18 protein-coding genes are annotated in these 23869 nt (G+C 70.3%); 6 read left to right on the top strand and 12 right to left on the bottom strand.

All coding sequences use genetic code 11. The annotated features are described in order from the left end of the window. Positions 1-3: 3 nt before the first annotated feature. The 6 genes from M0G41_RS00860 to M0G41_RS18745 all read right to left on the bottom strand — a co-directional run bounded on the left by M0G41_RS00860 (position 4) and on the right by M0G41_RS18745 (position 9740). Positions 4-582: a TlpA family protein disulfide reductase gene (locus tag M0G41_RS00860; RefSeq protein ID WP_248204252.1), complete on the bottom strand. Its 579-nt coding sequence runs from the start codon at positions 580-582 to the stop codon at positions 4-6. Next, positions 569-2755, bottom strand: coding sequence for a protein-disulfide reductase DsbD domain-containing protein (locus M0G41_RS00855; protein WP_248204249.1), 2187 nt, complete (start codon positions 2753-2755; stop codon positions 569-571). The genes M0G41_RS00860 and M0G41_RS00855 overlap by 14 nt, the downstream gene beginning before the upstream one ends. A gap of 11 nt (positions 2756-2766) precedes the next feature. Then, positions 2767-3093 carry a divalent-cation tolerance protein CutA gene (gene cutA / locus M0G41_RS00850; protein ID WP_248204247.1) on the bottom strand — a complete coding sequence of 109 codons (327 nt, stop codon included), beginning with the start codon at positions 3091-3093 and terminating at the stop codon, positions 2767-2769. Positions 3094-3390: 297 nt separating this feature from the next. Next, positions 3391-4293, bottom strand: a complete 903-nt coding sequence (locus M0G41_RS00845; RefSeq protein ID WP_248204245.1) for a diguanylate cyclase — start codon at positions 4291-4293, stop codon at positions 3391-3393. Between the two features lie 175 nt (positions 4294-4468). Next, on the bottom strand, positions 4469-6916 hold the full coding sequence (locus M0G41_RS00840; protein WP_248204243.1) for a hybrid sensor histidine kinase/response regulator: 2448 nt from the start codon (positions 6914-6916) through the stop codon (positions 4469-4471). 34 nt (positions 6917-6950) lie between these two features. Further along, on the bottom strand, positions 6951-9740 hold the full coding sequence (locus M0G41_RS18745; RefSeq protein ID WP_248204241.1) for a GGDEF/EAL domain-containing response regulator: 2790 nt from the start codon (positions 9738-9740) through the stop codon (positions 6951-6953). A 136-nt stretch (positions 9741-9876) separates the two neighbouring features. Between M0G41_RS18745 and M0G41_RS00830 the strand changes: the two genes are divergently transcribed. The 5 genes from M0G41_RS00830 to M0G41_RS00810 all read left to right on the top strand — a co-directional run bounded on the left by M0G41_RS00830 (position 9877) and on the right by M0G41_RS00810 (position 13406). Further along, positions 9877-10602, top strand: coding sequence for a DUF6776 family protein (locus M0G41_RS00830; protein ID WP_248204239.1), 726 nt, complete (start codon positions 9877-9879; stop codon positions 10600-10602). 1 nt (position 10603) lies between these two features. Further along, positions 10604-11041 (top strand): bactofilin family protein, encoded by a 438-nt coding sequence (locus M0G41_RS00825; RefSeq protein WP_343226455.1) that lies wholly within the window; start codon positions 10604-10606, stop codon positions 11039-11041. Positions 11042-11138: 97 nt separating this feature from the next. Beyond that, a complete protein-coding gene (erpA, locus tag M0G41_RS00820; protein WP_248204238.1) occupies positions 11139-11495 on the top strand; it encodes an iron-sulfur cluster insertion protein ErpA in 357 nt (118 codons plus the stop codon). Between the two features lie 8 nt (positions 11496-11503). After that, complete coding sequence (gene nudC, locus M0G41_RS00815; RefSeq protein WP_248204236.1) at positions 11504-12436, top strand: NAD(+) diphosphatase; 933 nt, start codon at positions 11504-11506, stop codon at positions 12434-12436. Between the two features lie 40 nt (positions 12437-12476). Beyond that, a complete protein-coding gene (locus M0G41_RS00810; RefSeq protein ID WP_248204234.1) occupies positions 12477-13406 on the top strand; it encodes a hypothetical protein in 930 nt (309 codons plus the stop codon). A gap of 18 nt (positions 13407-13424) precedes the next feature. Here M0G41_RS00810 and M0G41_RS00805 read toward each other — a convergent pair whose 3' ends face one another. The 5 genes from M0G41_RS00805 to M0G41_RS00785 form a co-directional block, all read right to left on the bottom strand. After that, positions 13425-14759 carry a dihydrolipoamide acetyltransferase family protein gene (locus M0G41_RS00805; protein WP_248204232.1) on the bottom strand — a complete coding sequence of 445 codons (1335 nt, stop codon included), beginning with the start codon at positions 14757-14759 and terminating at the stop codon, positions 13425-13427. After that, a complete protein-coding gene (locus M0G41_RS00800; protein ID WP_248204230.1) occupies positions 14756-15130 on the bottom strand; it encodes an SH3 domain-containing protein in 375 nt (124 codons plus the stop codon). The genes M0G41_RS00805 and M0G41_RS00800 overlap by 4 nt, the downstream gene beginning before the upstream one ends. Continuing rightward, on the bottom strand, positions 15130-16113 hold the full coding sequence (locus M0G41_RS00795; RefSeq protein ID WP_248204229.1) for an alpha-ketoacid dehydrogenase subunit beta: 984 nt from the start codon (positions 16111-16113) through the stop codon (positions 15130-15132). The genes M0G41_RS00800 and M0G41_RS00795 overlap by 1 nt, the downstream gene beginning before the upstream one ends. Further along, the gene (pdhA, locus tag M0G41_RS00790; RefSeq protein ID WP_248204227.1) at positions 16113-17186 is read right to left on the bottom strand and encodes a pyruvate dehydrogenase (acetyl-transferring) E1 component subunit alpha; all 1074 of its coding nucleotides are present in this window, start codon (positions 17184-17186) and stop codon (positions 16113-16115) included. Before pdhA ends, M0G41_RS00795 begins: the two co-directional genes overlap by 1 nt. A gap of 161 nt (positions 17187-17347) precedes the next feature. Next, complete coding sequence (locus M0G41_RS00785; RefSeq protein ID WP_248204225.1) at positions 17348-20500, bottom strand: lamin tail domain-containing protein; 3153 nt, start codon at positions 20498-20500, stop codon at positions 17348-17350. A 166-nt stretch (positions 20501-20666) separates the two neighbouring features. Here M0G41_RS00785 and M0G41_RS00780 point away from each other — a divergent pair, with 166 nt between their 5' ends. Then, positions 20667-21521 (top strand): tryptophan 2,3-dioxygenase, encoded by an 855-nt coding sequence (locus M0G41_RS00780; RefSeq protein ID WP_248204223.1) that lies wholly within the window; start codon positions 20667-20669, stop codon positions 21519-21521. Positions 21522-21719: 198 nt separating this feature from the next. Here the strand turns inward: M0G41_RS00780 and M0G41_RS00775 are convergent, their stop codons facing one another. Then, positions 21720-23834: a M13 family metallopeptidase gene (locus M0G41_RS00775; protein ID WP_248204222.1), complete on the bottom strand. Its 2115-nt coding sequence runs from the start codon at positions 23832-23834 to the stop codon at positions 21720-21722. Positions 23835-23869: the final 35 nt, after the last annotated feature.

The following is a 23869-nucleotide window of genomic DNA, read 5'->3' as shown; positions in this document are numbered from 1 at the left end:
CGGTCAGGACTCGCCGCGGGCCAGCTCGGCCCAGTCGTCCAGCTCGGCCTGGGTGAACGCGCCGGCCTTGCGCTTGAGCACGCGGCCCTCTGCATCGAGCAGGACGCTGTACGGCAGCACGCCGCGCAGGTTGCCGAAGGTCCTTGAGCTGTCGGTTTCACCGGGCGGCTCGATGAAGGCCGGCAGGCCCGGGCCGTGGCGGTCGAGGAAGGCGCGCACCGCGCCGGCATCGTCCTCCTGGGCGATGGTCATCACCGCAAGGCCCTGGCCCTCGCGGGTGGCGTGCAGGGCCTCCAGCATCGGCAGCTCCTTGACGCAGGGCGGGCACCAGGTGGCCCAGTAGTTGATCAGCACGGGCTGGCCGCGCCAGCCGGCCAGAGGCTGGCTGCCGCCATCGAGCTGGCGCAGTGTCAGGGCCGGAGCGGCCTCGCCCTCGGCGATCACGCCGGGGCCGTCGGCGGGCGGCGCCGGCGACAGGAAGGCGCGCCCTGCCAGCACGCCGGCAAGGCCGCCCAGCAGGGCCAGCCCGAGGATGATCGCGGGCCCGGCCCAGCGCGGCAGGGTGGCGTCAGCGTCGGGCATCTTCAAGGGCCTGGGTCACGATAGCGTCCGTCAGCAGGGTCGGGAGGCGGCGGCCGTCGCCGCCGTCGGCGGGGAAGACCACGTAGAGCGGCACGCCCACCGCCCCGTGATCCTCCAGAAACGCGGTGATGGCCGGGTCGACATTGGTCCAGTCGCCCTTCAGGTACACCGCGCCGCTGGCCTGCATCGCTTCGGCAAAGGCGGCGCCGGAAAGCACGCTTTTCTCGTTGGCCTTGCAGGTCACGCACCAGTCGGCGGTCATGTTGACGAAGACCACGCGGCCGGCCCGGCGCGCCTCGGCCAGGGCCGCCGCCGAGTAGGGCTCGCTGCCGTCGCTCGAGCGCTGTGCAGTGGTCGACGGGGCGGCAGGCAGCGCGGAGACCGCGAACAGCGGCCACATTGCAGCCAACAGGGCTGCCACGCCCAGCGCGAGGCCCCAGCGCCGGGCCCGCTGCTGGGCCTGACCCAGCGCCCAGCCGGCGAGGCCCAGCAGGGTCGCGCCGATCAGCACCCAGCCGACCGCGTCGGCGCCGCGCTGCTTGGCCAGCACCCAGACCAGCCAGACCGCGGTCAGGTACATCGGGAAGGCGAGCAGCTGCTTCAGGGTCTCCATCCAGGCGCCCGGGCGCGGCAGCAGGCGGCCCAGCGCCGGGACCAGGCCGATCAGAAGGAAGGGCAGGGCAAGGCCCAGGCCGAGGGCCAGGAACACCGCCAGGGCCAGTAGTGGCGGGGCGGCGAAGGCGAAGGCCAGGGCGCCGCCCATGAACGGCGCGGTGCAGGGCGTGGCGACGACGACGGCGAGCACGCCGGTGAAGAAATCACCGCTGCGGCCGCCGCGCTGGGCCAGCGACTGGCCGGCCCCGGCCAGCCCGGCGCCGATCTGGAACAGGCCGGACAGCGACAGGCCGACCGCCAGCATGACGTAGACCAGGCCGGCCACCACAGCCGGCTGCTGGAGCTGGAAGCCCCAGCCCAGTGCCTGCCCGCCCTCGCGCAGGGCGAGCACGCCGAGCCCGATGGCGGCAAAGCTGAGCAGCACGCCGGCCGTGTACCAGAGCGCGTGGCGGCGCGCCGCGGCGACGCTCTCCCGCGATTCGGCGAGGCCGATCAGCTTGAACGACAGCACCGGCAACACGCAGGGCATCAGATTGAGGATCAGGCCGCCGAGCAGAGCGAACAGCAGGGCGAGGCCGGCATGCGGCAGCGTCTCTCCGCCGCTTGCTGGAGCGCGTTCCTCGCCAGCCAGCGCTACGGGGTCGACCAGGCTGGCCGGGTCGGCGGCCGGCAGGGCGATGTCCAGCACGCGCTGCATCGGCGGATAGCAGATGCCGTCGGTCTGGCAGCCCTGGATCTCGACGTCGAGCACCAGGCGCATGGCCTCGCCACGCGCGCGGCGCAGCGGCAGCGGCACCTCGACCTGATCGAAGTAGACCATCACCTCGCCGAAGTGCTCATCGCGGTGCGGGGTGGCCTCGGGCCAGCCGGGCACGCCAAGGGCGATGCCTTCGGTCTCGCGCAGGGCGAGCCGGGTCTTGTCGCGATAGAGGTAATAGCCCGGGGCCGGGGTGAAGCGCAGCAGCAGCTCGCCCCCGCTGTTGGCGATCGCCTCGACGCCGAAGGCCTGCTCCGGCGGCAGCGGCTCGGCATCGACCACGCCGCCGGAAGGCGGCGCGGCGCCAGGCAGCAGCGGGCTGCTGGGGCCGGCCGGCAGGCCGATGGGCAGGGCCGGCGCCGGCGCGACCGCCATGCCGTCCGGCAGGGCGACCTCGAGGCTGCGCTTCTGCGGCGGATAGCAGATGCCGAGGTCGGCGCAGCCTTGGTAGCGCAGCGCCAGCCGCGCGGTGCGTGCTTCCGGGGCGCCAAGCAGGCGAGCCGTGACCGAGCCGCGGTAGGTCTCGGTCTTGCCGAAGAACTCGTCCTCGTGCGGCGTGCCCGGCGGCCAGACCACGCTGTCGAGGCGGAAGCCGGGCTCGGCCTCCACTGCAAACCGGTGCCGGTAGAGGTAATAGCCCTCGGCGATGTCCCAGCGCAGCACGATATTGCCGTCGGGCTCGACCTCGTGGGTCAGGACGAAGGCCTCGTCCACCGGCAGCAGGTCGGATTCATCGACGGCGGCCTGCGCCGGCGCGAGGAGGGCGAGGGCCAGCAGCGGCCAGGAAAGCAGTTTGAGCATCGGGTATTCCGTCAGTCGGCGGGCGGCACCCCACGCGAATGCGCGGCCACCCAATCGAGATAGGCCGCAAGGCCTGACTGGATGTCGACCGCGATCAGCTCCGGAAGTTCGTAGGGATGCACGGCGCGCAGGGCGGACTCGATGACGCCGACCTCGGCCGCGCTCTTGATCAGCAGCAGGCTCTCGTCGGCCTGCTCGACCTTGCCTTTCCAGGGATAGATCGAGCGCGCCCCCGGCAGCAGGCTGACGCAGGCGGCGACGCCCTGTTCGACCAGATGGCGGCCGATCGATTCGGCACGCTCGGGCGGGGCGGAGGACAGCAGCAGGCGACAGCGCATGGGGGCTCCCGGCGGCGGCGCGGGTCGGCCGGCGCCCAATGGCGACACTCTAGGCCGGCGAGCGGGGCCGGCTCAAATCGCGGGGTCTGCCTTCGGGCCGGCCGGGGCAGAGGAAGGCCAAATCCGGGCGCAGAGTGCGCATTCGCCTCGGTCCCGCTGTAGGAGCCAGCTTGCTGGCGATCATCCCGTCCGGGGCGCCTATCGCCAGCAAGCTGGCTCCTACATTCGGGTTTCGCGGAACGTCTGCTTCGCGGCCCAAACCGTCCCCTCGCCGGAGCGCTGGACCCCGGGCCCCGATCAGCCGTCGGGGAAGGCCACTACCCGGTTGCGGCCCAGCCTTTTCGCCTCGTAGAGCGCGGCATCCGCGCGGCCATAGAAGACATCCGCGGAGCCATCGGTCGCGCGGACCACGGCCACGCCGAAGCTGGCGGTGAAGGTCATCGGCTCGCCATCCTCCATCAGTTCCTGGGCGGCGATCGACTGGCGCAGGCGCTCGGAGAAGCGCATCGCTTCCTGTTTGGCGGTGCCCGGCAGAAGGAGGGCAAACTCCTCGCCGCCGATGCGGCCGGCAAACTCCTCACCCCGGCACTGGTCGCGCAGCAGCTTGCCGAGCGCGCCCAGTACCCGGTTGCCGGCGCTGAAGCCGAAGCGGTCGTTGATGTGCTTGAAATGGTCGACATCCAGCACCAGCAGCGAGTAGGCGTTGCCCTTGCGCGAGTCCTCGAAGGCCGCCTCGGTGGCTTCACGGAACTGCTGGCGCGTCGCAAGCCCGGTGAGCGGGTCGCGTGCCTGCGGATTGGAGGCGGGCTGGTCGATCGGGTTGTCGGCGTTGCGCGGCCCCAGCAGCTTCAGGTCGAGGTCGCCGCAGCGCAGCAGGTCGCCGTCGAGGATCGGCGTCGCGGTGACCTGCATGCCGTTGACCCGGGTCGGGTTGGTGGCGCCGAGGTCGGTGACCCAGTAGCCGCCGCGTTTGCGGTAAAGGTGGCAGTGGCGGCGAGAGACGCTGGCCTCGGGCAGCTGCACGTCGACGCCGTGTTCGCGGCCGACCACCACCGAATCGCCGAGCGGGAAGGTCTGGCCGACCTGGCCGCCGCTAACGAGTTTCAGACACCACGGGCGCAGGTCGGAAGTGAGCGAGGGCGAGTGCACTCGCGCGGTGACCTCGGTGAGGATCTTGCCCTTGATGGTCCCGTGTTCCACGTCGATTTCCTGCCGGGGATCGGCTGATTATTGCACCGGTGGACCTTAACCGGCCGACGGCGCCGTGGCGGGGTGCCGAAATCCACCTCGGTGAGGCCCGGTCCCGAGGTCGCGCCGGTCATCCGCCTGCGGCAGCGAGTGGCCGGTCGTTCGAAGGCCCGGACGCTCCCCCGGACTAGCCGAGCAGCATGCGCAGCGCCTGGTCGGCCCGGGAGAACTCCTGCTCCAGCTGGGCGACCCGGGTCAGCGGCTCGTCCAGGTTCTTCTGTCTTGCACCGTACTCGATCTGCTTGGCGATCGCCGAGAGCTCCATCGCGCCAAGGTTGGCGCTGGTCGATTTCAGGGTATGTGCCGGACCGACCATCAAATCGATCTCCTTGCCCTCGGCGGCCTGGCGCAGGCGCTCGATCGAGCGCGGTGCGTCCTCGAGGAAGACCCGGACCAGGGAGTCGAACTCGGCGCCCATGATCTCCTTCAGGTCGTCGACCACCTCGCGGTTGATCGGATCGGCGCGCGGCGGGGCCGGAGGGGGCGCAGGGCGAGGCCCTGGCCGGGCGGCGGCGGGCTTGGCTTGCGGGGCCGGCGCGGACCGCGCCGGCGGGCTGGACTCCGGCTCGCGATCATTGATCACGCTGACCGGCGAGGACTCGGCGCGGCGCATCAGCCACTTGCGGATGGTCTGTTCGAGGAGATGGCGGTTCAGCGGCTTGGACAGGTAGTCGTCCATGCCGGCGTTGAGGCATTTCTCGCGGTCGCCGACCATGGCGTTGGCGGTCATCGCGATGATCGGGATGCGGTCCATCCCGGCCTTCTTCTCGCGTTCGCGGATCTCCCTCGTCGCCGCGTAGCCGTCCAGCACCGGCATCTGGCAGTCCATGAGCACGGCGTCGTAGCGGCCTCGGGCCGACATGTCGACCGCCTCGCGACCGTTCTCGGCGCAGTCCATGGTCAGCCCGGACAGGCTGAGCAGGCGCTGCGCCACCTGGCGGTTCACCGGGTTGTCCTCGACCAGCAGCATGTGGCCGCGCAGCTTCGGGCCGGGCGGCGGGGAGGGCGCGGGGGCTGCCGGTTCCGGCGCAGCGGGGCGCGGGCGGGCCGCGGGCGCCGCCGGCAGCGGGCGCGCCGCGCCCCTGGCCGGGGCGCTGACCCGGACGTCGGGTTCTGCTGCGCCGGTTGATGCGCCGGGATCGTCGAGGTGGCGGCCGAGAAGCTGACGAAGCTCGGCATCGTTGCTGGAGCGCGGCAGTACCAGCACGCGGTCGGAGTTGACGATCTCCTCCGGTGGTGGCTCCTCGCCCTGCAGGTAAACCACGCGCAGGTCTTCCAGCCCCCCTTCACGCATCAGGTTGCGGTGCAGCCCGAGCGCGGTGGTGCGCACCGAGTTGAGGTCGACCATCAGCAGCTGGAAGCTGAATGCGTCCGGTCGATTGGCTGCGGCTCGAAGCTTGGTCAGCGCCTCCTGGGTGTTCGAGGCCGGCACCGGGGTCGCCCCCCACTGCGGGATGCTCACCGAGAGCCGCCGCAGGAGCTGGGGGTCCGAGCTCAGGACCAGGATGCGCGAGCCCTGCAGGCCATGGTGGCGGGCGCTGCCCATGTCACCCACCGCTTTCAGCATCGGGATCTGGAACCAGAACACCGAGCCCTTGCCAAGCTCGCTCTCGACGCCGATCTGGCCGCCCATCAGGTCGACGATGCGCTTGCAGATGACCAGACCAAGGCCGGTGCCGCCGAAGGTGCGGGTGGTGGAGGCGTCGGCCTGGGAGAAGGGCTTGAACAGCTTCGAGGCCGCCTCGGGGGCGACGCCGCAGCCGGTGTCGCGAACCTCGAAGCGCAGGTCGTGGTGGGTGCGGGTCTCGCCGCGGCGGCTGACGCTGAGGGTGACCGCGCCGCGGTCGGTGAACTTGACCGCATTGCTGACCAGGTTGGTGAGGATCTGCCGCAGCCTCACCGGGTCGCCGCGAACGGCCAGGCGCACGGAAGGATCGATGGCGAGGTTCAGTCCGATCTGCTTGGCCTCGGCGGGTTTCTCCATCAGCCGCTGGACGCCCTCGAGGACCTCCTTCAGGTTCAGGCCGACGGTCTCGAGTTCCAGCTTGCTGGCCTCGAGCTTGGAGTAGTCGAGGATGTCGTCGACGATCCGCAGCAGCTGCCGGGCCGATCCGAAGGCGGTCTGCACGTAGTCACGCTGATCGGGGCCGAGTGGCGAGGTCAGCAGGATGTCGAGCAGGGGGATGATGCCGTTCAGCGGCGTACGGATCTCGTGGCTCATGGTGGCGAGGAACTCGCCCTTGGCCATGGTCGCCGCCTCGGCCGCCTGTTTGGCGGCCAGCAACTCCTGCTCCAGTGCCTTGTGTCGCTCGATCTCCGAGCGCAGCTCGAGGAGCTCGTCGCGACGCCCCCCGGCGAGGTCGCCGGCGACCGGCTCGCGCCGCTGCACGGGCGCGGCGCCGTTGGTCCCGGGCGACCGGCCTGCCAGCCATTGTCCTGCCGCGCTGAGGCCGGCCAGCAGCAGGGCCAGCCAGAGCAGCGCCGGATGCGGCATCGCCCACTGCAAGAGCAGCACGACCGTCGCCAGCGCGGCGGAGCCGAGGGCAAGCCGGGACCACACAACAGGCAGATTCATCGTAACGGGGCCTCGCTGCGTTCGGTGCGGCGGCTCAGAGCACGGCCGCCTGGAAGTCGAAATTGAGTTCGCCACTCGCCTGCTGGACCAGGTTGCCCTGGATGAAGTCGATGCCGGACATCCACAGCGTAGCCGCGGACTGGGCGTCCTCGACCCGCTGTGCGATCACCTGCAGGCTGCGGCGGTGGGCATTCTCGACGATCTGCCTGAGGTCGTCGCGGGTACCCGGCAGGTTCAGGGCCATCAGGTACTTCGGCGCCAGCTTGACGAAGTCGACCGGCAGCATCTCCAGCACCGATTCGCCGATCGAGCTGTGCTCGTAGCGGGACAGGCAGAAGCGGACACCGGTCGGAATCAGGGCCTCGCAGAAGCCGACCATGTCGCGGGTATGCGCATCGATGTCGTCGAGGGTCAGTTCCAGCACGAGCTCGCTGCCGGGGACGCCGCGGGCCTTGAGCTGGCTGGCGATCCAGTCGCCGTGGCCGGGCGTGGCAAGGCTGCTCGCGGCCTGGTTGACGAACAGCCGCACCGGCTTGCCTGCACTGCGGCGCTGTTCGATGGTGCGCAGGGCGCTGGCCAGGACCCAGCGGTCGACATCGACCATCAGGTCGGCCTTCTCGGCCAACGGCAGGACCTCGGCGGCGGTATGCAGCTTGCCCTCGCCGTCGCGCAGCCGGAGCAGAGTCTGGAACTGGGACTCCTCGCCACCCTGCACGGCGACGATTGGCTGGTAGAGCAGTTCGAAGCCATCGCGCTCGATGGCCTCGCGGATCAGCAGGGTCAGGGAGCTGGCCTTGGGGTCCTCGGTGCGCCGCTCTGGCTCATAGCGACGCACGCCACGCTCGCTGCCGCGTGCCTCGCGGGAGCAGCGCTCGGCGACATTGAGCAGGCCGCCGGCGTCCGCGAAGCCATGTCGCAGCGCACAGACGCCGACCGAGACGCGCAGCCTGAGCGGGCGGCCACCGACGCTGAAGCTGTGGGCGATGAGCTTGGCCCGGGTTTCGCTGGCCAGGGTGTCCAGCGCGCCTTCCGGCCGGTCCGGGCAGACCACCACGAAGCAGCCGTCGCCATAGCGGGTGGCGAAGTCGGGGCCGTCGAGTTCGCCGACGAGCAGGGCGCCGACCTCGCCGAGCAGCTGTTCGAGGCCGGACAGGGCCAGCTTCTCGCGCAAGGCGCCGATGCCGTCAAGATCGAAGAACAGCACGCCGCCGGGCCGCGAGCGGACGTCCTCGGCGCCAAGCAGCTCGGTGATGCGGTCCAGCGCATAACGGCGGTTGTACAGGCCGGTCACCGCGTCCCGCGGGTCCTGGGTGCCGACCCGTCGCAGCATGGCGCGGGCGCGGCGCACGCGGTTGCTGACCGCGGCGATCAGATGCTTCGGCCGGATCGGCTTGCTGAGGAAGTCGTCGCCGCCGGCGTCGAGCGCCGCGTAGTGCTTGTCGAGGTCGCTTTCGCCGGAAAGGAAAACGATCGGCGTGTGCAGGTATTCGTCGCGTTCGCGGATCAGGGCGGTCAGCTCGGTGCCGTCGCACTCCGGCATGTACAGGTCCATCAGCACCATGTCGGGCTTGAAGGCGTCCATGGCGTCGAGCACTTCGAAGGCGTCGGAGACAACCTTGGCCTCCATCCCCGCATTGCGCAGGATCGACTCGGCGAACAGGCCCTGCGAGCGGTCGTCTTCGACGATCAGCACGCGATAGCTCTCCTCGCCGCTGCTCTCGAGCAGCTCGTGGATACGGGCCAGCACGTCGGCCGCCGTAGGTGGCGCGATCATCAGTGCATCGGCCCCGGCGCGGCGCGCGGCCAGCTTGATCTGCATGCTGTCCTCGCTGGCGATGGCCAGCAGGGGCAGCTTGGCATTGCTGCGGTCGCGGGTGGTCTTCAGCACCTGACCGATCGATTCCAGCTCGTGTTCGAACTCGGCGTCGACGATCAGCAGGTCGGGGGCCAGCGCGGCCAGCACCTCGCGCAGCTCATCGGCGCTCTCCAGCAGTTCCAGCTCGTAGCCCATCGTCTCCAGACGCTGGTCGAGCTCGAGCGAGACCGGGCCGGCGTCGCTCAGGTGGTAGATGCGCGCCGAGGACTTGCTCTGCGGTGCCTGGGGCGTCGCCCGCGGCGGGGCGGCGGGGCGCGCGGCGGGTACCGTCGGCCTGGGCGGCGTAGCCGCAGGACGCGGCGCGGCCGCGGCCGGACGCTGCGCAGGGCGGGGTGGCGCCGGCGCCGCGGCCGGCGCAGGGCGTTCGGACGCAGGCTGAATCGGGGGAGCCGCTGCGATCTCGATCGAATCTCCCGCCCCGGGCGATGTGCCGACCGCATCCAGCGAGAATCCTGCGCGGGAGTGGACATCCGTTCCGTCGGGCAGGTCCTCGGCCGCCGGCAGCGGCTCGTCCAGATCGCCGGTCCAGCGCCGCCAGTAGTGCGAGGGCGTGGCCTCGGCGCGCTCGATCCTGGCGCCCGAATCGCCGACCGGCGCGGTGATCACCGGCGCCGTGCCGGGCAGCTCCGGCGCGAGCCCGTCGAGCAGACCGGTCAGCGTCCGGTTGGCTGCGCTGTCCGGCAGTTGCTCCTGTTCGAGGAAGCGGCCGAGGAGCTCTTCCACGGCGAGCAGCTGCTTGCTGACATCCACCGCGCCGTAGCGACCGGCGACGCCGGCCATGCGCTGGACATCGTCGTGCAGTACCGAAAGCCCGTTGATGTCCCAGCCCTGTTCGCAGAACCGCCGCCCGCGGCGGCAGACCTGCTGCAGGCGCTTGGGCAGGTGACGCAGGAAGGCAATGCGCAGCTCCGCGCGCTGCTGGCTGTCTTCCGGTGCGAGGGTGGCCACGAGCTAGGGCGATTCCTGAGGAGGGTCGCGCGGACTATAACGCTGGGCTTGTCGGACTGTCAGCGTTTGCCTTGACGCTGCCGGCCCCGGCTGGCTAACTCAGCCCCCCTGAAACCCGCAGAGGGTGTTCCGCCGCATGGCCCAGCCGGCCTCCGACTTCATGATCGTTCCGCGCCGCCCGCGTGCCCGCTGGCGCTGGACGCTGCTGACCCTGGCCTGGCTGGCCAGCCTGGCGCTGGTTGCCCTGGTCGTGCACCGCTGGTCGGTGCCCCTGCTTGGCGAGTCGATGGACCAGCTCGACGCGCTCAACGAGGAGAACCTGGCGCTTCAGGTCAAGCTGGAGACCGCGCTGCAGAAGAACGCCGTGCTTTCCCGGGCCGAGCAGGTCAACCGCGAGGCCTTGGCGCAACTCCAGGCCTCGCTGTCCGAGCGCGAGGAAGAGATCGCCAGCCTGCGTGCCGACGTCGGGTTCTACGAGCGGCTGGTCGGCGGCAGCGCGAAGCGGCAGGGGCTGGCCGTGCACAGCGTCGTGTTCGAACCGGGCGCCTCCGGGGACCTCCGCTACGAGATCACCCTGACCCAGAACATCAAGCGTTCCGGCCTGACCGAGGGCGACCTCACGTTTTCGGTCGAGGGCGTTGCCGATGGCGCGCTCAAGGTGCTGGGGTGGCGCGAGCTCAATCCGCAGCGCGACGGTGCCCCGCGCCCGTTCTCGTTCCGCTACTTCCAGCAGCTTTCCGGGAGCATCATGCTGCCGGATGGATTCCAGCCACAGCGGGTGCGCGTCCGGCTGACCCGCGAGGGGGCCGATGTGGACCAGACCATCCCGTGGGAAGATACCCGCAGACAAGCAGGAGCCTGACATGTTCGGAGGGGAGAAGAGCAAGCCCGTGCGCGGCGGAACCGGCGTCGAAACACTCATCGGTGCCCAGGTGACCATTCGCGGCGATGTCCACTTCAGTGGTGGCCTCTATGTCGAGGGCACGATCCACGGCGGCGTGTTCGCTGAAGCCGATGCCAGCAGCGCGCTGCTCACGGTGGCCGAGAAGGGGGCGATCCACGGCGAGGTGCGTGCGCCGATGGTGATGGTCAACGGTGAACTGCACGGCGACGTCTACGCCACCGAGCGGATCGAGCTTGGCCCGAACGCGCGGATCCAGGGCAACGTGTATTACAAGGTGGTCGAGATGGCCGCCGGCGCGATGATCACCGGGCGCATGGTCCACGGCGAGCTGCCGCCGGCCAAGCAGCTGCCCAAACCCGAGGCAGTACGCAAGGCGCGGGAGGAGGCTGCGGCCTGAGCCGCCGACCTCCACGCGAGGTTCAGCCAGCCTGCCGATACTTGATCCCAGGCTGGACGGCGCCACATGTCGACCGGCACCTTCCGATGATTGAGCCATGAACCTGCCGACCTATCAGGACATCGATGCCCCGATCCACTTCACCGAAGCCGCGGCGAGCAAGGTGCGCGCGCTCATCGAGGAAGAGGGCAATCCCCAGCTGAACCTGCGCGTCTACATCCAGGGCGGCGGCTGCTCGGGCTTCCAGTACGGCTTCGAGTTCGACGAGAACCGGGCCGAGGACGACGTCGCCGTGGAGCGCAGCGGGGTCGTCCTGCTGGTAGACCCGCTCAGCCTGCAGTACCTGCACGGCGCCGAGGTCGACTACAGCGAGAGCCTTCAGGGCGCGCAGTTCGTCATCCGCAACCCCAACGCCAAGACCACCTGCGGCTGCGGTTCCTCGTTCGCGATGTGAGCGCGGCCATGGCGCCGCCCCCCAACCCGTTCGAGGCGCTGGAGCTTGACCGCGCCGCCGAGCGTCGCGAGCAGCGCGACTGGCTTGAGCAGGCCTGGCCATCGGGCCGGGTGGTCGAGGTCGATTTCGAAGGCCGCAGCGCGCTGGATGACCGTGGCGGGCTGGGCTTTCGCAGCGGTGGCGAGATCTCTGCAAGCCTTCCGGAGCGCGCCTGCTTTCTCGGTCTTGCCGAGGGCCGGGCCTACTTCGCCCTGCCCGGGCTGCACGCCGCTCCGGATCGCCCGGAGCCGGTAGGTCTGCGCGAGGCGGCGTCGCGGCTGACGCCGTTCGATGCCGGTCTCTTCGCCTACGCCAAGGCCCTGCTGCTCTGGCATACCCGCGCTGCGTTCTGCGGCGCCTGCGGCAGCGCCACCGAGAGCATCCGCGCAGGACACTGCCGACGCTGCCGCAATCCGGACTGCGGGCTCGAGCACTATCCGCGCACCGACGCCGCGGTGATCGTCCTTGTGCGCGACGGCCAGCGCGCGCTGATCGGCCGCTCGCCGGGCTGGCCGGAGCGCCGCTATTCGACCCTGGCCGGATTCGTCGAGCCGGGCGAGTCGCTGGAGGACGCGCTGCGCCGCGAGGTGTTCGAGGAGTCCGGAGTCCGGGTCGGCGTCTGCCGCTACCACAGCTCACAGCCCTGGCCCTTCCCGGCCTCGCTGATGGTCGGCTATCACGCCGACGCGCTGGACCCCTCGATCCAGCTCGGTGAGGAATTGGCCGATGCGCGCTGGGTGGGCGCTGCCCAGCTCCTCGACGAGGTGCGCCGCCGGGAGACCCTTTTGCCGTTCCGCGTCTCGATCAGCTACCGGCTGATCTTTGACTGGCTGGTCGAGCAGCTGGGCCGCGAGACGGTGCTCGAGGTAACCCCCGAGCCGGGCCTGCGCGGTCCCGGTTGAGGGTGGGTTTACACTCTTCCCCAACGCTGGGGAGGAAGCGATGTCGATTGCCCTGATCGCGGTCGTGGTGGTGCTGGTGGTCAGTCACGCGTTGCCGGAGCTCGCGCGCTGGCGGCGGATCGACCGGCTATGGGCGCGCTGGCAGTCGCTCGGTGCGGCCTGGGGCAGCGCCGGCAGCGGGGCCGGGTCGGTGGTCTGGATCCTCGGCCCGGTGGTCTTGCTGCTGCTGCTCCAGTGGCTGCTCGCCTCGCACTACTGGGGCCTGCTCCTGTTGCCGTATGGCGTGCTGATGCTGTTCCTGTGCTGGGGGCCGCGCGACCTTGACGCCGATGCGAGGGCGCTGGCCGAGGCGGAGGACGAGCGTGCGCGCCAGCGCGCCCGCGAGGCGCTTGGCCTGGTCGGCACCTCACCGGGCAGCGGCGCGGCGGTGGCGGCCAGCTTCCGCGCGGCGCTCAGCCGCTGGTTCGGCCCCCTGCTCTGGTTCGTCCTGCTCGGCGGCGCCGGTGCCGTGCTGTTCCGGCTGACCCAGCTTGCCACCCGCGAACCTCCTCGGTCGGACGCCCCGCTCGACTGGCTGCGCCGCCTCACCCAGTGGCCGGTGGCTGCACTGATGACCCTGTCGCTGGCCCTTGTCGCCCACTTCGACGCGGTGATCGCCGCCTGGAAGGAATGGCATGCCGCCGCGGGTCGAGCCTGGTTCGGCTCCGACCTGGGCTTTCTCGACGCCGCCGCCCAGGCCAGCGTGGCCTGCGAGTTGCACGAGGAGGTCGAAGAAGCGGCCGAGGAGGCAGCGGAGGAGGCGGCCGAGTCCGGCAGCGCCGACGTCCTGGCGTCGATCTCGGCGCCCTCGGACCAGTTGGTACCGACGGTCGAGGCCGCGGTCGAGGACAGCCTCAGCCTGATCTGGCGGATTCTCCTGCTGTGGATGGCCGGCCTGGCGCTGGCCGTGCTCGGCGGGATCGCCGGCTAGCCGAATCGAACCGGCCGTTCAGGCCGGCAGGGCCAGGTCGTCGAGCACGGCGCGCAGGAAACGCGCGGCTTCGCCTCCGGTCACGCAGCGGTGGTCGAAGCTCAGCGAGAGCGGCAGCAGCCGGTGCGTCTCGACGCCGCCCATCACCGGCACCAGAGCGTGCTGCAGGCGGCCGGCAGCGAGGATCGCCACGGTTGGCGGCACCACGATGGGCGTCGCATAGCGCCCGGCGAACTTGCCGAAGTTGGACAGGCTGATGGTGTAGCCGGTGAGTTCGCTGGCTGGAACGCTGCGCGCCTCGACCTGCTGGCGCAGGCGGTTGATGCCTTCGCGCACGCCGCGCGCATCGAGCATGTCGGCATTGCGCAGGGCGGGCACGAACAAGCCATCCGGCGTGTCCACGGCAATGCCGACGTCGACCTGCGGATGCAGGGTGCGGACGAGCTGCTCGCCGTCGAACCAGGCGTTGAGCCCGGGCTCGGCGCGGCAGGCCGTGACCAGGGCGCGGACCAGGCGCGCGGTCAGGTCGTTGCCGGCCTGCCAGGCGTGCAGGTCGGCGTCGTCATTGAGCGTGGTCAGCACGACCTCGGCCTGGGCCTTGGCCATCACCCGGGCCATGTTCCGGCGCACGCCGGTGAGCGCCTCGGGCTGGCCCGACGCTTGCTCGCCGGGCGGCCGGGTGCGCAGTGGCCGCCCGCTGGCCGAGGTTGCCGTGCGCGTGGTGGGCGGTGCCGGCTCTGCCGCCCGCGATGGCGAGGACGCGGCGGGAGTTGCCCCGGAGCGAGCTGGAGCAGGGTCCGCGGCGGCCCGTTTCACGTCCTGAAGGGTCACCACGCCATCCGCTCCGCTCGGACTGATCGCGGTCAGATCGACGCCGAGCTTGCGCGCCAGGGCCCGCACCGCGGGCATCGCCCTGACCCCGCCGACGCTGACCGCCGCCTCGCTGCGGACCTGGTCGGAGCCGCTGACCGCGCCGACCACGGTGCCCGCGTCGCTGCGCTCGCCCTTGGTCTCGGCATTCGCCTCCGACCTGGCGGGCGCCTTGTCGGCCTCGGCGCCGCCGTGGTGGTGGCCGGTGTCGTGGCCCGCGGCGCGCTGTGGCTGCGAGGGATCGAGTTCGAACTCGGCCAGTACAGCGCCGGTGTTGACCACGCTGCCGGCACCGCCGGCAGTCCTGACCAGCTTGCCCGAGCAGGGCGCAGGCACCTCGACCACGGCCTTTGCCGTCTCCATCGCGACCAGCGGCTCGTCGAGGCGGATGCTGTCACCTTCCTTGATCATCCACTCGACCACGGTGGCGTCGGGCAGGCCTTCACCGAGGTCGGGCAGCTTGAAGGTATAGCGCTCGCTCATGCATCGACTCCTGGGTCAGCGGAAGGGGCCAGCGCGTCGTCCGGTACCCAGCCGCGCTCGCCGTCACTACTCTCGCACCAGCTGGCCGGGAAGCCTTCGCCGCGCCACATGAGGCGAAGCACCTGGCCGGCCTCGACCGCCAGCTCCTGGCTGCAGTATTCGCTGCGGGCGATGCCGAGGCGGTCGCGGATGGTCAGCACTGCCTCCGGCACCCAGCCGCTGCACAGCCCGCCGTCGCTGGCCCAGCGGTAGCCGGGGCGCTCCGGGTCGGGGTCGCTCAGCGAGACCTGGTCGCCGGGCTGCAGGGTCAGCGGCAAGGCGTCGACCACTTCGACATCGCGGCTGGCGGTGACGGTGATGGCGCGCAGCATCAGGCGCTCCTCGCCAGCGTGCGGCGCGCGGCGGAGAGGATGCGGGCCACGCTTGGCAGGTAGTTCATTTCCATCCGGAACAGCGGGATATGGGTGTCCCATCCGGTGACGCGCTCGACCGGGGCGAGCAGGTCGTACATCGACTCCTCGGCCAGCCGCGCGGCGATCTCGGCGCCGAAACCGCCGCTGCGCGGCGCCTCGTGGACGATGACGCAGCGCCCGGTCTTCTTCACCGAATCGCGGATGGTGTCGAAGTCCAGCGGCCGCAGGGTGGCGACGTCGATCACCTCGGCGGAGATGCCGTCCTCGGCCAGCTTGTCGGCCGCCTCGAGGCATTCCTTCACCTGCGAGCCCCAGGTCACGAGGGTCAGGTCGCTGCCGTCGCGCAGCACGTAGCAGACGTCCAGCGGCAGCGCCTCACCGTCATCGGCGACCTCTTCCTTGTACTGCCGGTAGATGCGCTTGGGCTCGAAATAGATCACCGGGTCGGGGTCGCGGATCGCCGACAGCAGCAGCCCGTAGGCGCGATGCGGCGAGGAGGGCATGACCACGCGCAGGCCGGGCACGTTGGTGAACATCGCCTCGTTGGCCTCGCTGTGGTGCTCGGGTGCGCGGATGCCGCCGCCCCAGGGCACGCGCAGCACCAGTGGGCAGGTGATGCGGCCGCGGGTGCGGGTGCGGAAGCGCGCGGCGTGACAGATGATCTGGTCCAGCATCGGGTAGACGAAACCGTCGAACTGCGCCTCGGCAATCGGCTTCATGCCCTGCGCGGCGAGGCCCACGGTGAGGCCGGCGATCATCGTCTCGTCGAGCGGCGTGTCGATCACCCGCTGGTCGCCGAAGATCTTCTGCAGGCCGTTGGTGGCGCGGAACACGCCGCCGTTGACGCCGACATCCTCGCCGATGACCACCACGCTTTCGTCGCGGCGCATCTCGTGGGCCAGCGCCATGGTCACCGCCTCGATCAGGGTGATGGCGGCCATCAGCGCTTGCTCCCGGCGAGCAGCTCGGCGCGCTGCTGGACCAGGTCCAGCGGCGGCTCGGCGTAGGTGTAGTCGAACATGTCGGACAGCGGCGGCGCCTCGCTGGCGAGGTAGGCGTTGACCTCCTCGTCGACGCGCTTGGCGCAGGTTTCCTTCCAGGCCTGCTCCTGGCTGTCGCTCCACAGGCCTTTCTCGCTGAGGTAGCTGCGCAGTCGGCGCATCGGCTCCTGTTCCCAGGCCGCCTTGACCTCGGCCTCGTCGCGGTAGCGCCGCGCGTCGTCGGCGGTGGTGTGGTCGGACAGCCGGTAGGTGACTGCCTCGATGACGCTGCCGCCGTGGCCGTTGCGGGCGCGGGCGATGGCGTACTCGGTGGCGGCGCGCACCGCGATCAGGTCGTTGCCGTCGACCTGCACGCAGTCGAGGCCGCCGGCGATGCCCTTCTGGGCCAGGGTCTGGGCGCCGGTCTGCGCACTGCGCGGTACCGAGATCGCCCACTGGTTGTTGACCACCACCAGCACCAGCGGCAGCTGGTAGGCACCGGCGGCGTTGAGTGCCGCGTAGAAGTCGGCCTTCGAGCTGCCGCCGTCACCGCAGAAGGCCACCGCCACCCGCGGCTCACCGCGCAGCTTGAAGGCCAGCGCCGAGCCCGCCGCGTGAAGGCACTGGGTCGAGATCGGCACGCAGATCGGGAAGTCGTGGGCGGGGCCCGACCAGTCGCTGCCGCGCTCGTCGCCGCCCCAGTACATGAGGATCTCGCGCGGCTTCACCCCGCGGTGCAGCATGGCGCCGATCTCGCGGTAGGACACCGCCATGACGTCGTCGTACTGCATCGCCGAGGCGACGCCGACATGGGTCGCCTCGTGGCCCAGGCAGGACGCATAGGTGCCGAGCTTGCCGGTGCGCTGCAGGGCCACCGCCTTGCTGTCGAAACTGCGTGTGTAGCTCATGTGGCGGTACAGCTCGACCAGCGCCTCGTCATCGCGGGCGAAGGGCGGCAGGTCGTCCTCGACGAGGCGTCCTTCCGGGTCGAGGTAGCGCTGGTACTCGATGGAGAAGGTGGCGACGACGCTCATGCCTGTTTCCCGGGAAACCGAAGCCGTGTGATAGCAGTGCGCCCCGGACAAGGCAAGCCGCGCTGCGCAAACAACGTTGACCAGGGGCCAACGCGGCCGCTGAAACGACAAGGGCGCGACCGAAGCCGCGCCCTTGTCGGGGTCTAGCCTTGGCGCCGGGCTCAGCCGCCCGGCTTGCCGGTGACCCGTACCGAGAACGAATCGGTGTTGTCCTGCGGCGAGCGCTCGCTGCCGCTGCTGTCGATTCGACCCTGCAGCACCAGGAAGGTCTGCGGGGCCACCCGCGGCATGCTGGCGCGCAGCATGAGCGTCTCGCTGGCACCCGCTTCGAAGGGCGAGCTGCGCAGGCACTCGAGGGTGCTGCGCAGGGCGCCCTGGGCCTGTACGGCACAGGACCACCCGGCGGCGTCGACCAGCTGCACGCGCTCGGCCGGCGTCGTCAGCTCGACCGAGAGCACGGCATCGCGGGCACGGTGTGCACCGCCGTTGCCGACCGCGATGCGGAACTCGCCGGCCGCGCCGTTGACCAGCGGCGTGCGCGGCCCGTCGATGCGCACGGACAGGTCGACATCGGCGTAGGCGAACTCGGGCAGACGCAGGTGCGCGACCAGCGGGTCGTGGTCGGAGCTGCGCACCGGAATGGAAACGTCCGCCGCGTTGTCGTAGCCGAAGTCGCTGTTCACCCGCACGTAGTGCAGCTGCGGGGTGCTCTGCTGCTGCAGCGGGGCGTTGATCAGGATGTGGTCCAGCGCCTGGGTGTTGCCGGCGAAGACGTAGGAGTAGCGGTCCTCGGCCGGGACCGTCGCCGCCAGGTTGAACAGCGGCGTGACGAGCGGCGAGGGCGCGTAGGCCAGGACCTCGTTGGCCGCGGCCGGGCGGCCGCTGATGATGCCCATGACGTCGACATAGCCGTCGTTGAACTCGAAGGCGTTGAAGTCGCCGAGCAGGACGATCTTCTCCTCCGGGTTGGACCGCTGGCGGGCATCGACGATCTGCGCCAGGCGCACGGCCTGCTGCAGGCGCTTGCCGCGCGAGCGCTCGCCGCCGGTGCCCCAGCTGTCGTTGCGCGGCGACAGGTCGACCACGTTGAGCAGGGACAGCAGGTGGTTTCCGATCACCGTGACGTCGACCTGCTGGCCATTGTCCTCGCTCACCGTGGCCGACAGGCGCAGAGGCGGACGGTCGAACAGCACGCCGCTGATGCTGCCGTCGGGCGCGACCAGGCTGTCGCCGAGGCCTTCCTCGATCACCTCGTTGACCGCCACGCGGGGCACGCCCGGCAGCACTTCGCGGGTGCTGACCAGGAACGCCAGACGCTGGCTGCCGGCGTTGGACAGCAGGAAGGCCTGGTAGCGCGGGTTGTCCGGGCAGTGACCGTACTGGTTGTCGTTGATGGCGGTGGCCAGGGCCTGCACCGATTCGAGGTTGGCGATCTCGACCAGGCCGACGATGTCAGGCGTGCCGAGGAAGCCGCAGAACACCTGGCTGAGCTTCTGAAGGCGCGGGCCGGCGTTGCTGCTGGCGGCATTGAAGTTCTCGATGTTGTAGCTGCCGATGGTCAGCGCATCGAAGGGCGCGGCCGGGGCGGGGCGCGGGGCGATGCCGCCGTTGACCGCTACCGGCGCCGAGGCGTCCAGCAGCAGGCTGAACTCGGCGCGGTCGTAGTACAGCACGCCCTCGAGGCCGGCGATGTCGGCGAGGCTGTCGACGAACAGCGGCGCGTCGCCCGGGGCGACCACGCTGACCACACGCAGGCGCTCGGGGTTCATGTCGAAGCGCGGCGGGGTGATCTCGGCGGGCAGCGGCACCGCATCGAGCAGGGCAATGCCCGGCTCGCGGGCGGGACGGGCGACCTCGGGCAGCTTGACGAAGAAGTCGCCGAAGCTGTTGCTGCCGCCGATGGTCTGCGCCTGCGGAAGGTGCACGCGCATGCTCTGGTAGCGGCCCAGACGCGAGATCGGCGCCGTCGGACTCAGATCCGCAGCCGTGAGTTCCACCGAGGCCGGCAGCGGCTGCCGCGTCGCCTGTACGATCAGCTGCGAACGGCTCAGCTGGGTGACCGCATAGCCATGCGGGCTGAAGCGGAACTGGCTGACCTCGCCCTCAACCCGGGCACGCGTGCCCACCTCGGCCTCGGCCGGCAGCGCGCTGCCGGTGAACACGAACAGGCCTTCCGCGGTGGTGGGGTCGCCGTCATCCACCGCGCTCTGGATGAAGTAGCCATTGCCGCGGCGCGCGGTGATCACGCCCTCGACGGCCACGCGCTGGCCGAGCCACGGCGAGTCGCCGATGCCGGCGCCCTGGATCACCGGGATCGGCAGCAGCGGCAGCGGCTGCGGGTCGTCGTTCTGGATGGTGCCGAGTGCCTCGCCGCGCAGCGTCTGCGCGCCGACGACGTTGATCAGGCGCACCACGAAGGTCTCGTCGGCCTCGAAGGCGGTATCGCCCAGGACCTCGACCACGAGCCGGTAGCGGGTCTCGCCGGCCGGGATGCGCGCCGCAATGAGGCTGACCGGCACGTAGTCGCCCTCGGCCGCGCTGGCGCTGCCGTCGAGGGTGACCACGTCGAACACCACGTCATTGGCTGCCGGCTCTCCGAGGCTGATCTCGAAGCCGAACGGGGTGATGCCGCTGTTGCCTTCGGCCAGGCTGAGGTCGGAGATGGACAGCTGGGCGGCGCCCGGGCCGCCGGCGCAGGGCGCCAGCGCGGCGGCGCTGTTGCGCGGCGCCGGGGTCCCGCGGCTGAAGTCGGCGGCGTTGTCGCCACCGAGCAGGCAACCCGCCTCGCCACGCAGGGCCGCGGTGGTGTTGCCAAGGCCCGGGGCTGCGGCGCTGCCGGCGAAGCAGTTGGCGCTGCCGAAGCCGACGAAGTCGACCGCATCGGCGAGCGGACAGGCGCCGCTCAGCGCGGCCGTCGCGGCCACCAGGGCCACCTTGCCCGAGCTCGCCGACATGGCGATCGAGCCGCTGGCATCCGGATCGGGCAGGGCGACACTGCCGCCGCTGCCGCGCGCCTGCTGCACCAGGTAGTACTGCCCCGGCAGCACGCTGCCCGACAGCGCGGTGCTCTGCCAGCTGGTGCCGCTGGAGGAGGCGTACTGGACGCTCCAGCCATCGACGCTGACCGCTGCATCGCCGGCGTTGAACAGCTCGACGAAGTCGTGGGTGAAGGTGGCCCCGCTGTTGCCGCCTCCGCCGTACACCTGGCTGATGACCAGGCGCCCGGCCGCCGCGGCCTGGCCACAGCAGAAGATGAGCACAAACAGGCACAGGGCCGCACGGGCCGCGGCCCGACGCGAACGAAGCTTGAACATGGTATGGAATCCCCGGAGTGGTTCGGCTCCGCGCGGTCCCCGGCGCGGACGGGCGCGCATTATAGAACCGTTCATGTTTCACCGGGATGTCGGGCGCCGTCAGTTTCCGGTCGAGCCCCGGTCATCCGGTACCATCGGTGGCCCTTCACACGGGCTTGACCTGCCGATGAGCGTTTCCGAGAACCAGCGCGATCTGGAGGACGGGATCACCACCGACCTGCGCGACCGCCTGACCTACGACGGCTATCTCCAGCTGGACAAGCTGCTCGATGCGCAGGCGCCGCTGTCGCAGCCGACCCACCACGACGAGATGCTGTTCATCATCCAGCACCAGGTGGCCGAACTGTGGCTCAAGCTGATCGTCCACGAGCTGCGGGCGGCGATCGTCCACCTGCGCGAGGACAACCTCGGTCCCGTGCAGAAGGTGCTGGCGCGGGTCAAGCAGGTGCAGCGTCAGCTGTTCGAGCAGTGGTCCGTGCTGGAGACGCTCACGCCAAGCGAATACGGCGAGTTCCGCGATGTGCTCGGGCCGTCTTCGGGCTTCCAGAGCTATCAGTACCGGACGGTCGAGTTCCTGCTCGGCAACAAGAACGAGAAGATGTTGAACGTCTTCGAGTACCGTCCGGTCCTGCAGGCGCAGCTGCGGGAGGTCTTCGAGGCGCCCTCGCTGTACGACGAGTTCCTCCGCTACCTCGCCCGCGCCGGCCATCCGGTACCGCGTGAATTGCTCGCCCGCGACGTGCGCAAGCCCCACCAGCGCAGCGCCGGACTGGTCCCGGTGTTCACCGCGATCTACCAGGACACCGCAGCGCACTGGGCCGAGTACGCCCTGTGCGAGCAGCTGATCGACATCGAGGATTCGTTCCAGATGTGGCGCTTCCGGCACATGAAGACGGTCGAGCGGATCATCGGCTACAAACGCGGCACCGGCGGCTCGAGCGGGGTCGGTTTCCTCAAGCAGGCGCTGGAACTGACCTTCTTCCCCGAGTTGCTCGAGGTGCGCACGGTGCTGGGTAGCTGAGCGGAGGGGAAGGGCGCAAAGAAGACCTTCCGCAGAGCCCGAATGTAGGAGCCAGCTTGCTGGCGATCGTCCCATCCGGGGCGCCTATCGCCAGCAAGTTGGCTCCTACAGCGGGACCGGGGCGAATGCGAACTTCGCGCCCGAACCCGCCGCCCCATCGCGCGCCGCGCGGGTTGATCCCGCGCGGCGCCTTTGGGCTTACCAGATGACGACGCGGTCCTGTTCGGAGCGCACCATCGGGTCGCCTGCTTTGCAGGCGAAGGCCTCGGCGAAGGCGGGCAGGTTCTGCGCCGGGCCAATGGCGCGGAAGGCGCCGGGCGAGTGCGGGCCGACGGTCAGCTGCACCTTCATCTGCTCCTCGGTGTAGTTGATCCGCCACACCGTGGCCCAGTTCATGAAGAAGCGCTGGGTCTGCGTCAGGCCGTCGACCATCGGGTCGGTGAAGTTCTCGCCTTGGGCGCGCTGCAGCGCATCCAGCGCGACGGTGACGCCGCCGAGGTCGGCGATGTTCTCGCCCAGGCCCAGCTTGCCGTTGACGAACATGCCCGGCAGCGCCTCGTAGGCGCTGTACTGGTCGGCCAGCTTGGCAGCGCTGGCCTCGAAGCGCTTGCGGTCCTCGTCGGTCCACCAGTTGATCATGTTGCCGGCGGCGTCGAACTTGCTGCCCTGGTCGTCGTAGCCGTGCAGCATTTCGTGGCCGATCACCGCGCCGATGCCGCCGTAGTTGAGCGCGTCATCCGCGTTCGGATCGAAGAACGGCGGCTGCAGGATGGCGGCCGGGAAGACGATCTCGTTGGCGGTGGCGCGGTAGTAGGCGTTGACCGTCTGCGGGCTCATGCCCCATTCGGTCCTGTCCACCGGCTTGCCGATCTTGTCGAGGTTGTAGCGGTAGTTGAAGCCGGCCGCGGCGCGCACGTTGTCGAGGTAGCTGTCGCCGCTGACCACCAGGCCGTCCCACTCGCGCCACTTGTCCGGGTAGCCGATCTTCGGGGTGAAGGCGGCCCACTTCTCGAGCGCCTTGGCCCGGGTTTCCTCGCCCATCCACTCGAGTTTCTCGAGACGGCCCTTGAGCGCTTCCTTGAGGTTGCCGACCAGGACTTCCATCTTGGCCTTGGATTCGGGCGGGAAGGCCACTTCGACGTAGAGCTGGCCAAGCGCTTCGCCCATCGAGCGATTGAGGGAGCCCAGCACGCGCTTCCAGCGCTCCTGCTGCTCCTTCTGTCCGGCCAGCGTCTTGCGGTAGAAGTCGAAGTTCTGCTGCTCGAAGGCGCTGCTGAGGAAGGGCGCGGCCTCGTCGATGGTCTTGAAGCGCAGCCAGGTCTTCCAGTCCTCGACCGGCAGGTCGACCAGCATCTTGTCGACCTCCTTGAAGAAGTCGGTCATCGCCAGCGAGAACATCTCGGGGCGCTGCACCTGCAGCGCATCGAAGAACGCGGTCCAGGGGAAGTTCGGGGTCATCGCATCGGCGCTGGCCAGGTCAACCGGGTTGTAGCGGTTGGCCGGGTCGCGCAGCGAGAGGCGGTCGAGCGAGGCGCGGGCCAGGCGGGTCTCGAAGTCGAGCACGGTCTGCGCGCTGGCCTTGGCGGTGGCCTCGTCGGCACCGGCCAGCTGCAACAGCTTCGCCACGTGCTCGAGGAAGGCGGCGCGCGCCTTGACGTAGTCCTCGCGATCTTCCAGATAGTAGGCGCGCTCCGGCAGGGACAGGCCGCCCTGACCGGCGTAGGCGATGTTCATCTCCGAGTTCTTGACGTCGGCGCTGCCATAGAACGAGAAGAGCATGCCCTCGCCGCTGGCGTAGCGGTCACGCAGGTAGGCCGCGACGCCTGCTCCGTCGGCGAGCTCGGAAATCGCGTCGAGGTCGGCCTGGATCGGGCTGATGCCGGCGGCCTCGATGGCCGCGGTATCCATGCCCGCGGAGAAGAAGTTGCCGACCTTGCGCCGGATGCTGCCCTCGGCCGCGGTGCTGTCGGCCGCGGCGGCCTTGGCGATCTCGTGCTGCACGGCCAGCGAGCGCTCGCCGAGTGCCGGGAAGGCGCCCCAGGTGGTGCGGTCACCGGGAATCGGATTGGCTGCCAGCCACTTGCTGTTCACATGGTCGCCGAAGCGCTCGCAGGCGGCGATGGCGGGGTCGATGTCGGCGGCCGAGAAGCTGATCGGCTCCGGCACCTTGCTGAAGTCGATCGCCAGCGGCGCGGGGGTCTGCGGCGCGCTCGCCACCGGCTCGGCGGGCTGTTCGGGGGCCTTGGAGCAGGCGGCAAGCCCGAGCGAGAAAACGATGGCGGCGGCGAGCAGGGAGCGCTGGGGTGCAGTCACGGGCAGTCCTTGAGATGCGATCGGGAAGACCGGGT

Source organism: Pseudomarimonas salicorniae (assembly GCF_023156535.1).
Taxonomy (GTDB): domain Bacteria; phylum Pseudomonadota; class Gammaproteobacteria; order Xanthomonadales; family Xanthomonadaceae; genus Pseudomarimonas; species Pseudomarimonas salicorniae.
The sequence above is the reverse complement of the archived record's forward strand: the minus strand, read 5'-3'. Positions and strand labels throughout refer to the sequence as shown.

Coding starts and splice junctions, on each gene's coding strand:
- M0G41_RS00785 (WP_248204225.1), bottom strand. CDS start 20,500: ATGTTCAAGCTTCGTTCGCGTCGGGCCGCGGCCCGTGCGGCCCTGTGC.
- erpA (WP_248204238.1), top strand. CDS start 11,139: ATGAACCTGCCGACCTATCAGGACATCGATGCCCCGATCCACTTCACC.
- M0G41_RS00805 (WP_248204232.1), bottom strand. CDS start 14,759: ATGAGCGAGCGCTATACCTTCAAGCTGCCCGACCTCGGTGAAGGCCTG.
- cutA (WP_248204247.1), bottom strand. CDS start 3,093: ATGCGCTGTCGCCTGCTGCTGTCCTCCGCCCCGCCCGAGCGTGCCGAA.
- M0G41_RS00800 (WP_248204230.1), bottom strand. CDS start 15,130: ATGCTGCGCGCCATCACCGTCACCGCCAGCCGCGATGTCGAAGTGGTC.
- M0G41_RS00795 (WP_248204229.1), bottom strand. CDS start 16,113: ATGGCCGCCATCACCCTGATCGAGGCGGTGACCATGGCGCTGGCCCAC.
- M0G41_RS00855 (WP_248204249.1), bottom strand. CDS start 2,755: ATGCTCAAACTGCTTTCCTGGCCGCTGCTGGCCCTCGCCCTCCTCGCG.
- M0G41_RS00825 (WP_343226455.1), top strand. CDS start 10,604: ATGTTCGGAGGGGAGAAGAGCAAGCCCGTGCGCGGCGGAACCGGCGTC.
- M0G41_RS00840 (WP_248204243.1), bottom strand. CDS start 6,916: ATGAATCTGCCTGTTGTGTGGTCCCGGCTTGCCCTCGGCTCCGCCGCG.
- M0G41_RS00830 (WP_248204239.1), top strand. CDS start 9,877: ATGGCCCAGCCGGCCTCCGACTTCATGATCGTTCCGCGCCGCCCGCGT.
- M0G41_RS00860 (WP_248204252.1), bottom strand. CDS start 582: ATGCCCGACGCTGACGCCACCCTGCCGCGCTGGGCCGGGCCCGCGATC.
- M0G41_RS00810 (WP_248204234.1), top strand. CDS start 12,477: ATGTCGATTGCCCTGATCGCGGTCGTGGTGGTGCTGGTGGTCAGTCAC.
- nudC (WP_248204236.1), top strand. CDS start 11,504: ATGGCGCCGCCCCCCAACCCGTTCGAGGCGCTGGAGCTTGACCGCGCC.
- M0G41_RS00780 (WP_248204223.1), top strand. CDS start 20,667: ATGAGCGTTTCCGAGAACCAGCGCGATCTGGAGGACGGGATCACCACC.
- pdhA (WP_248204227.1), bottom strand. CDS start 17,186: ATGAGCGTCGTCGCCACCTTCTCCATCGAGTACCAGCGCTACCTCGAC.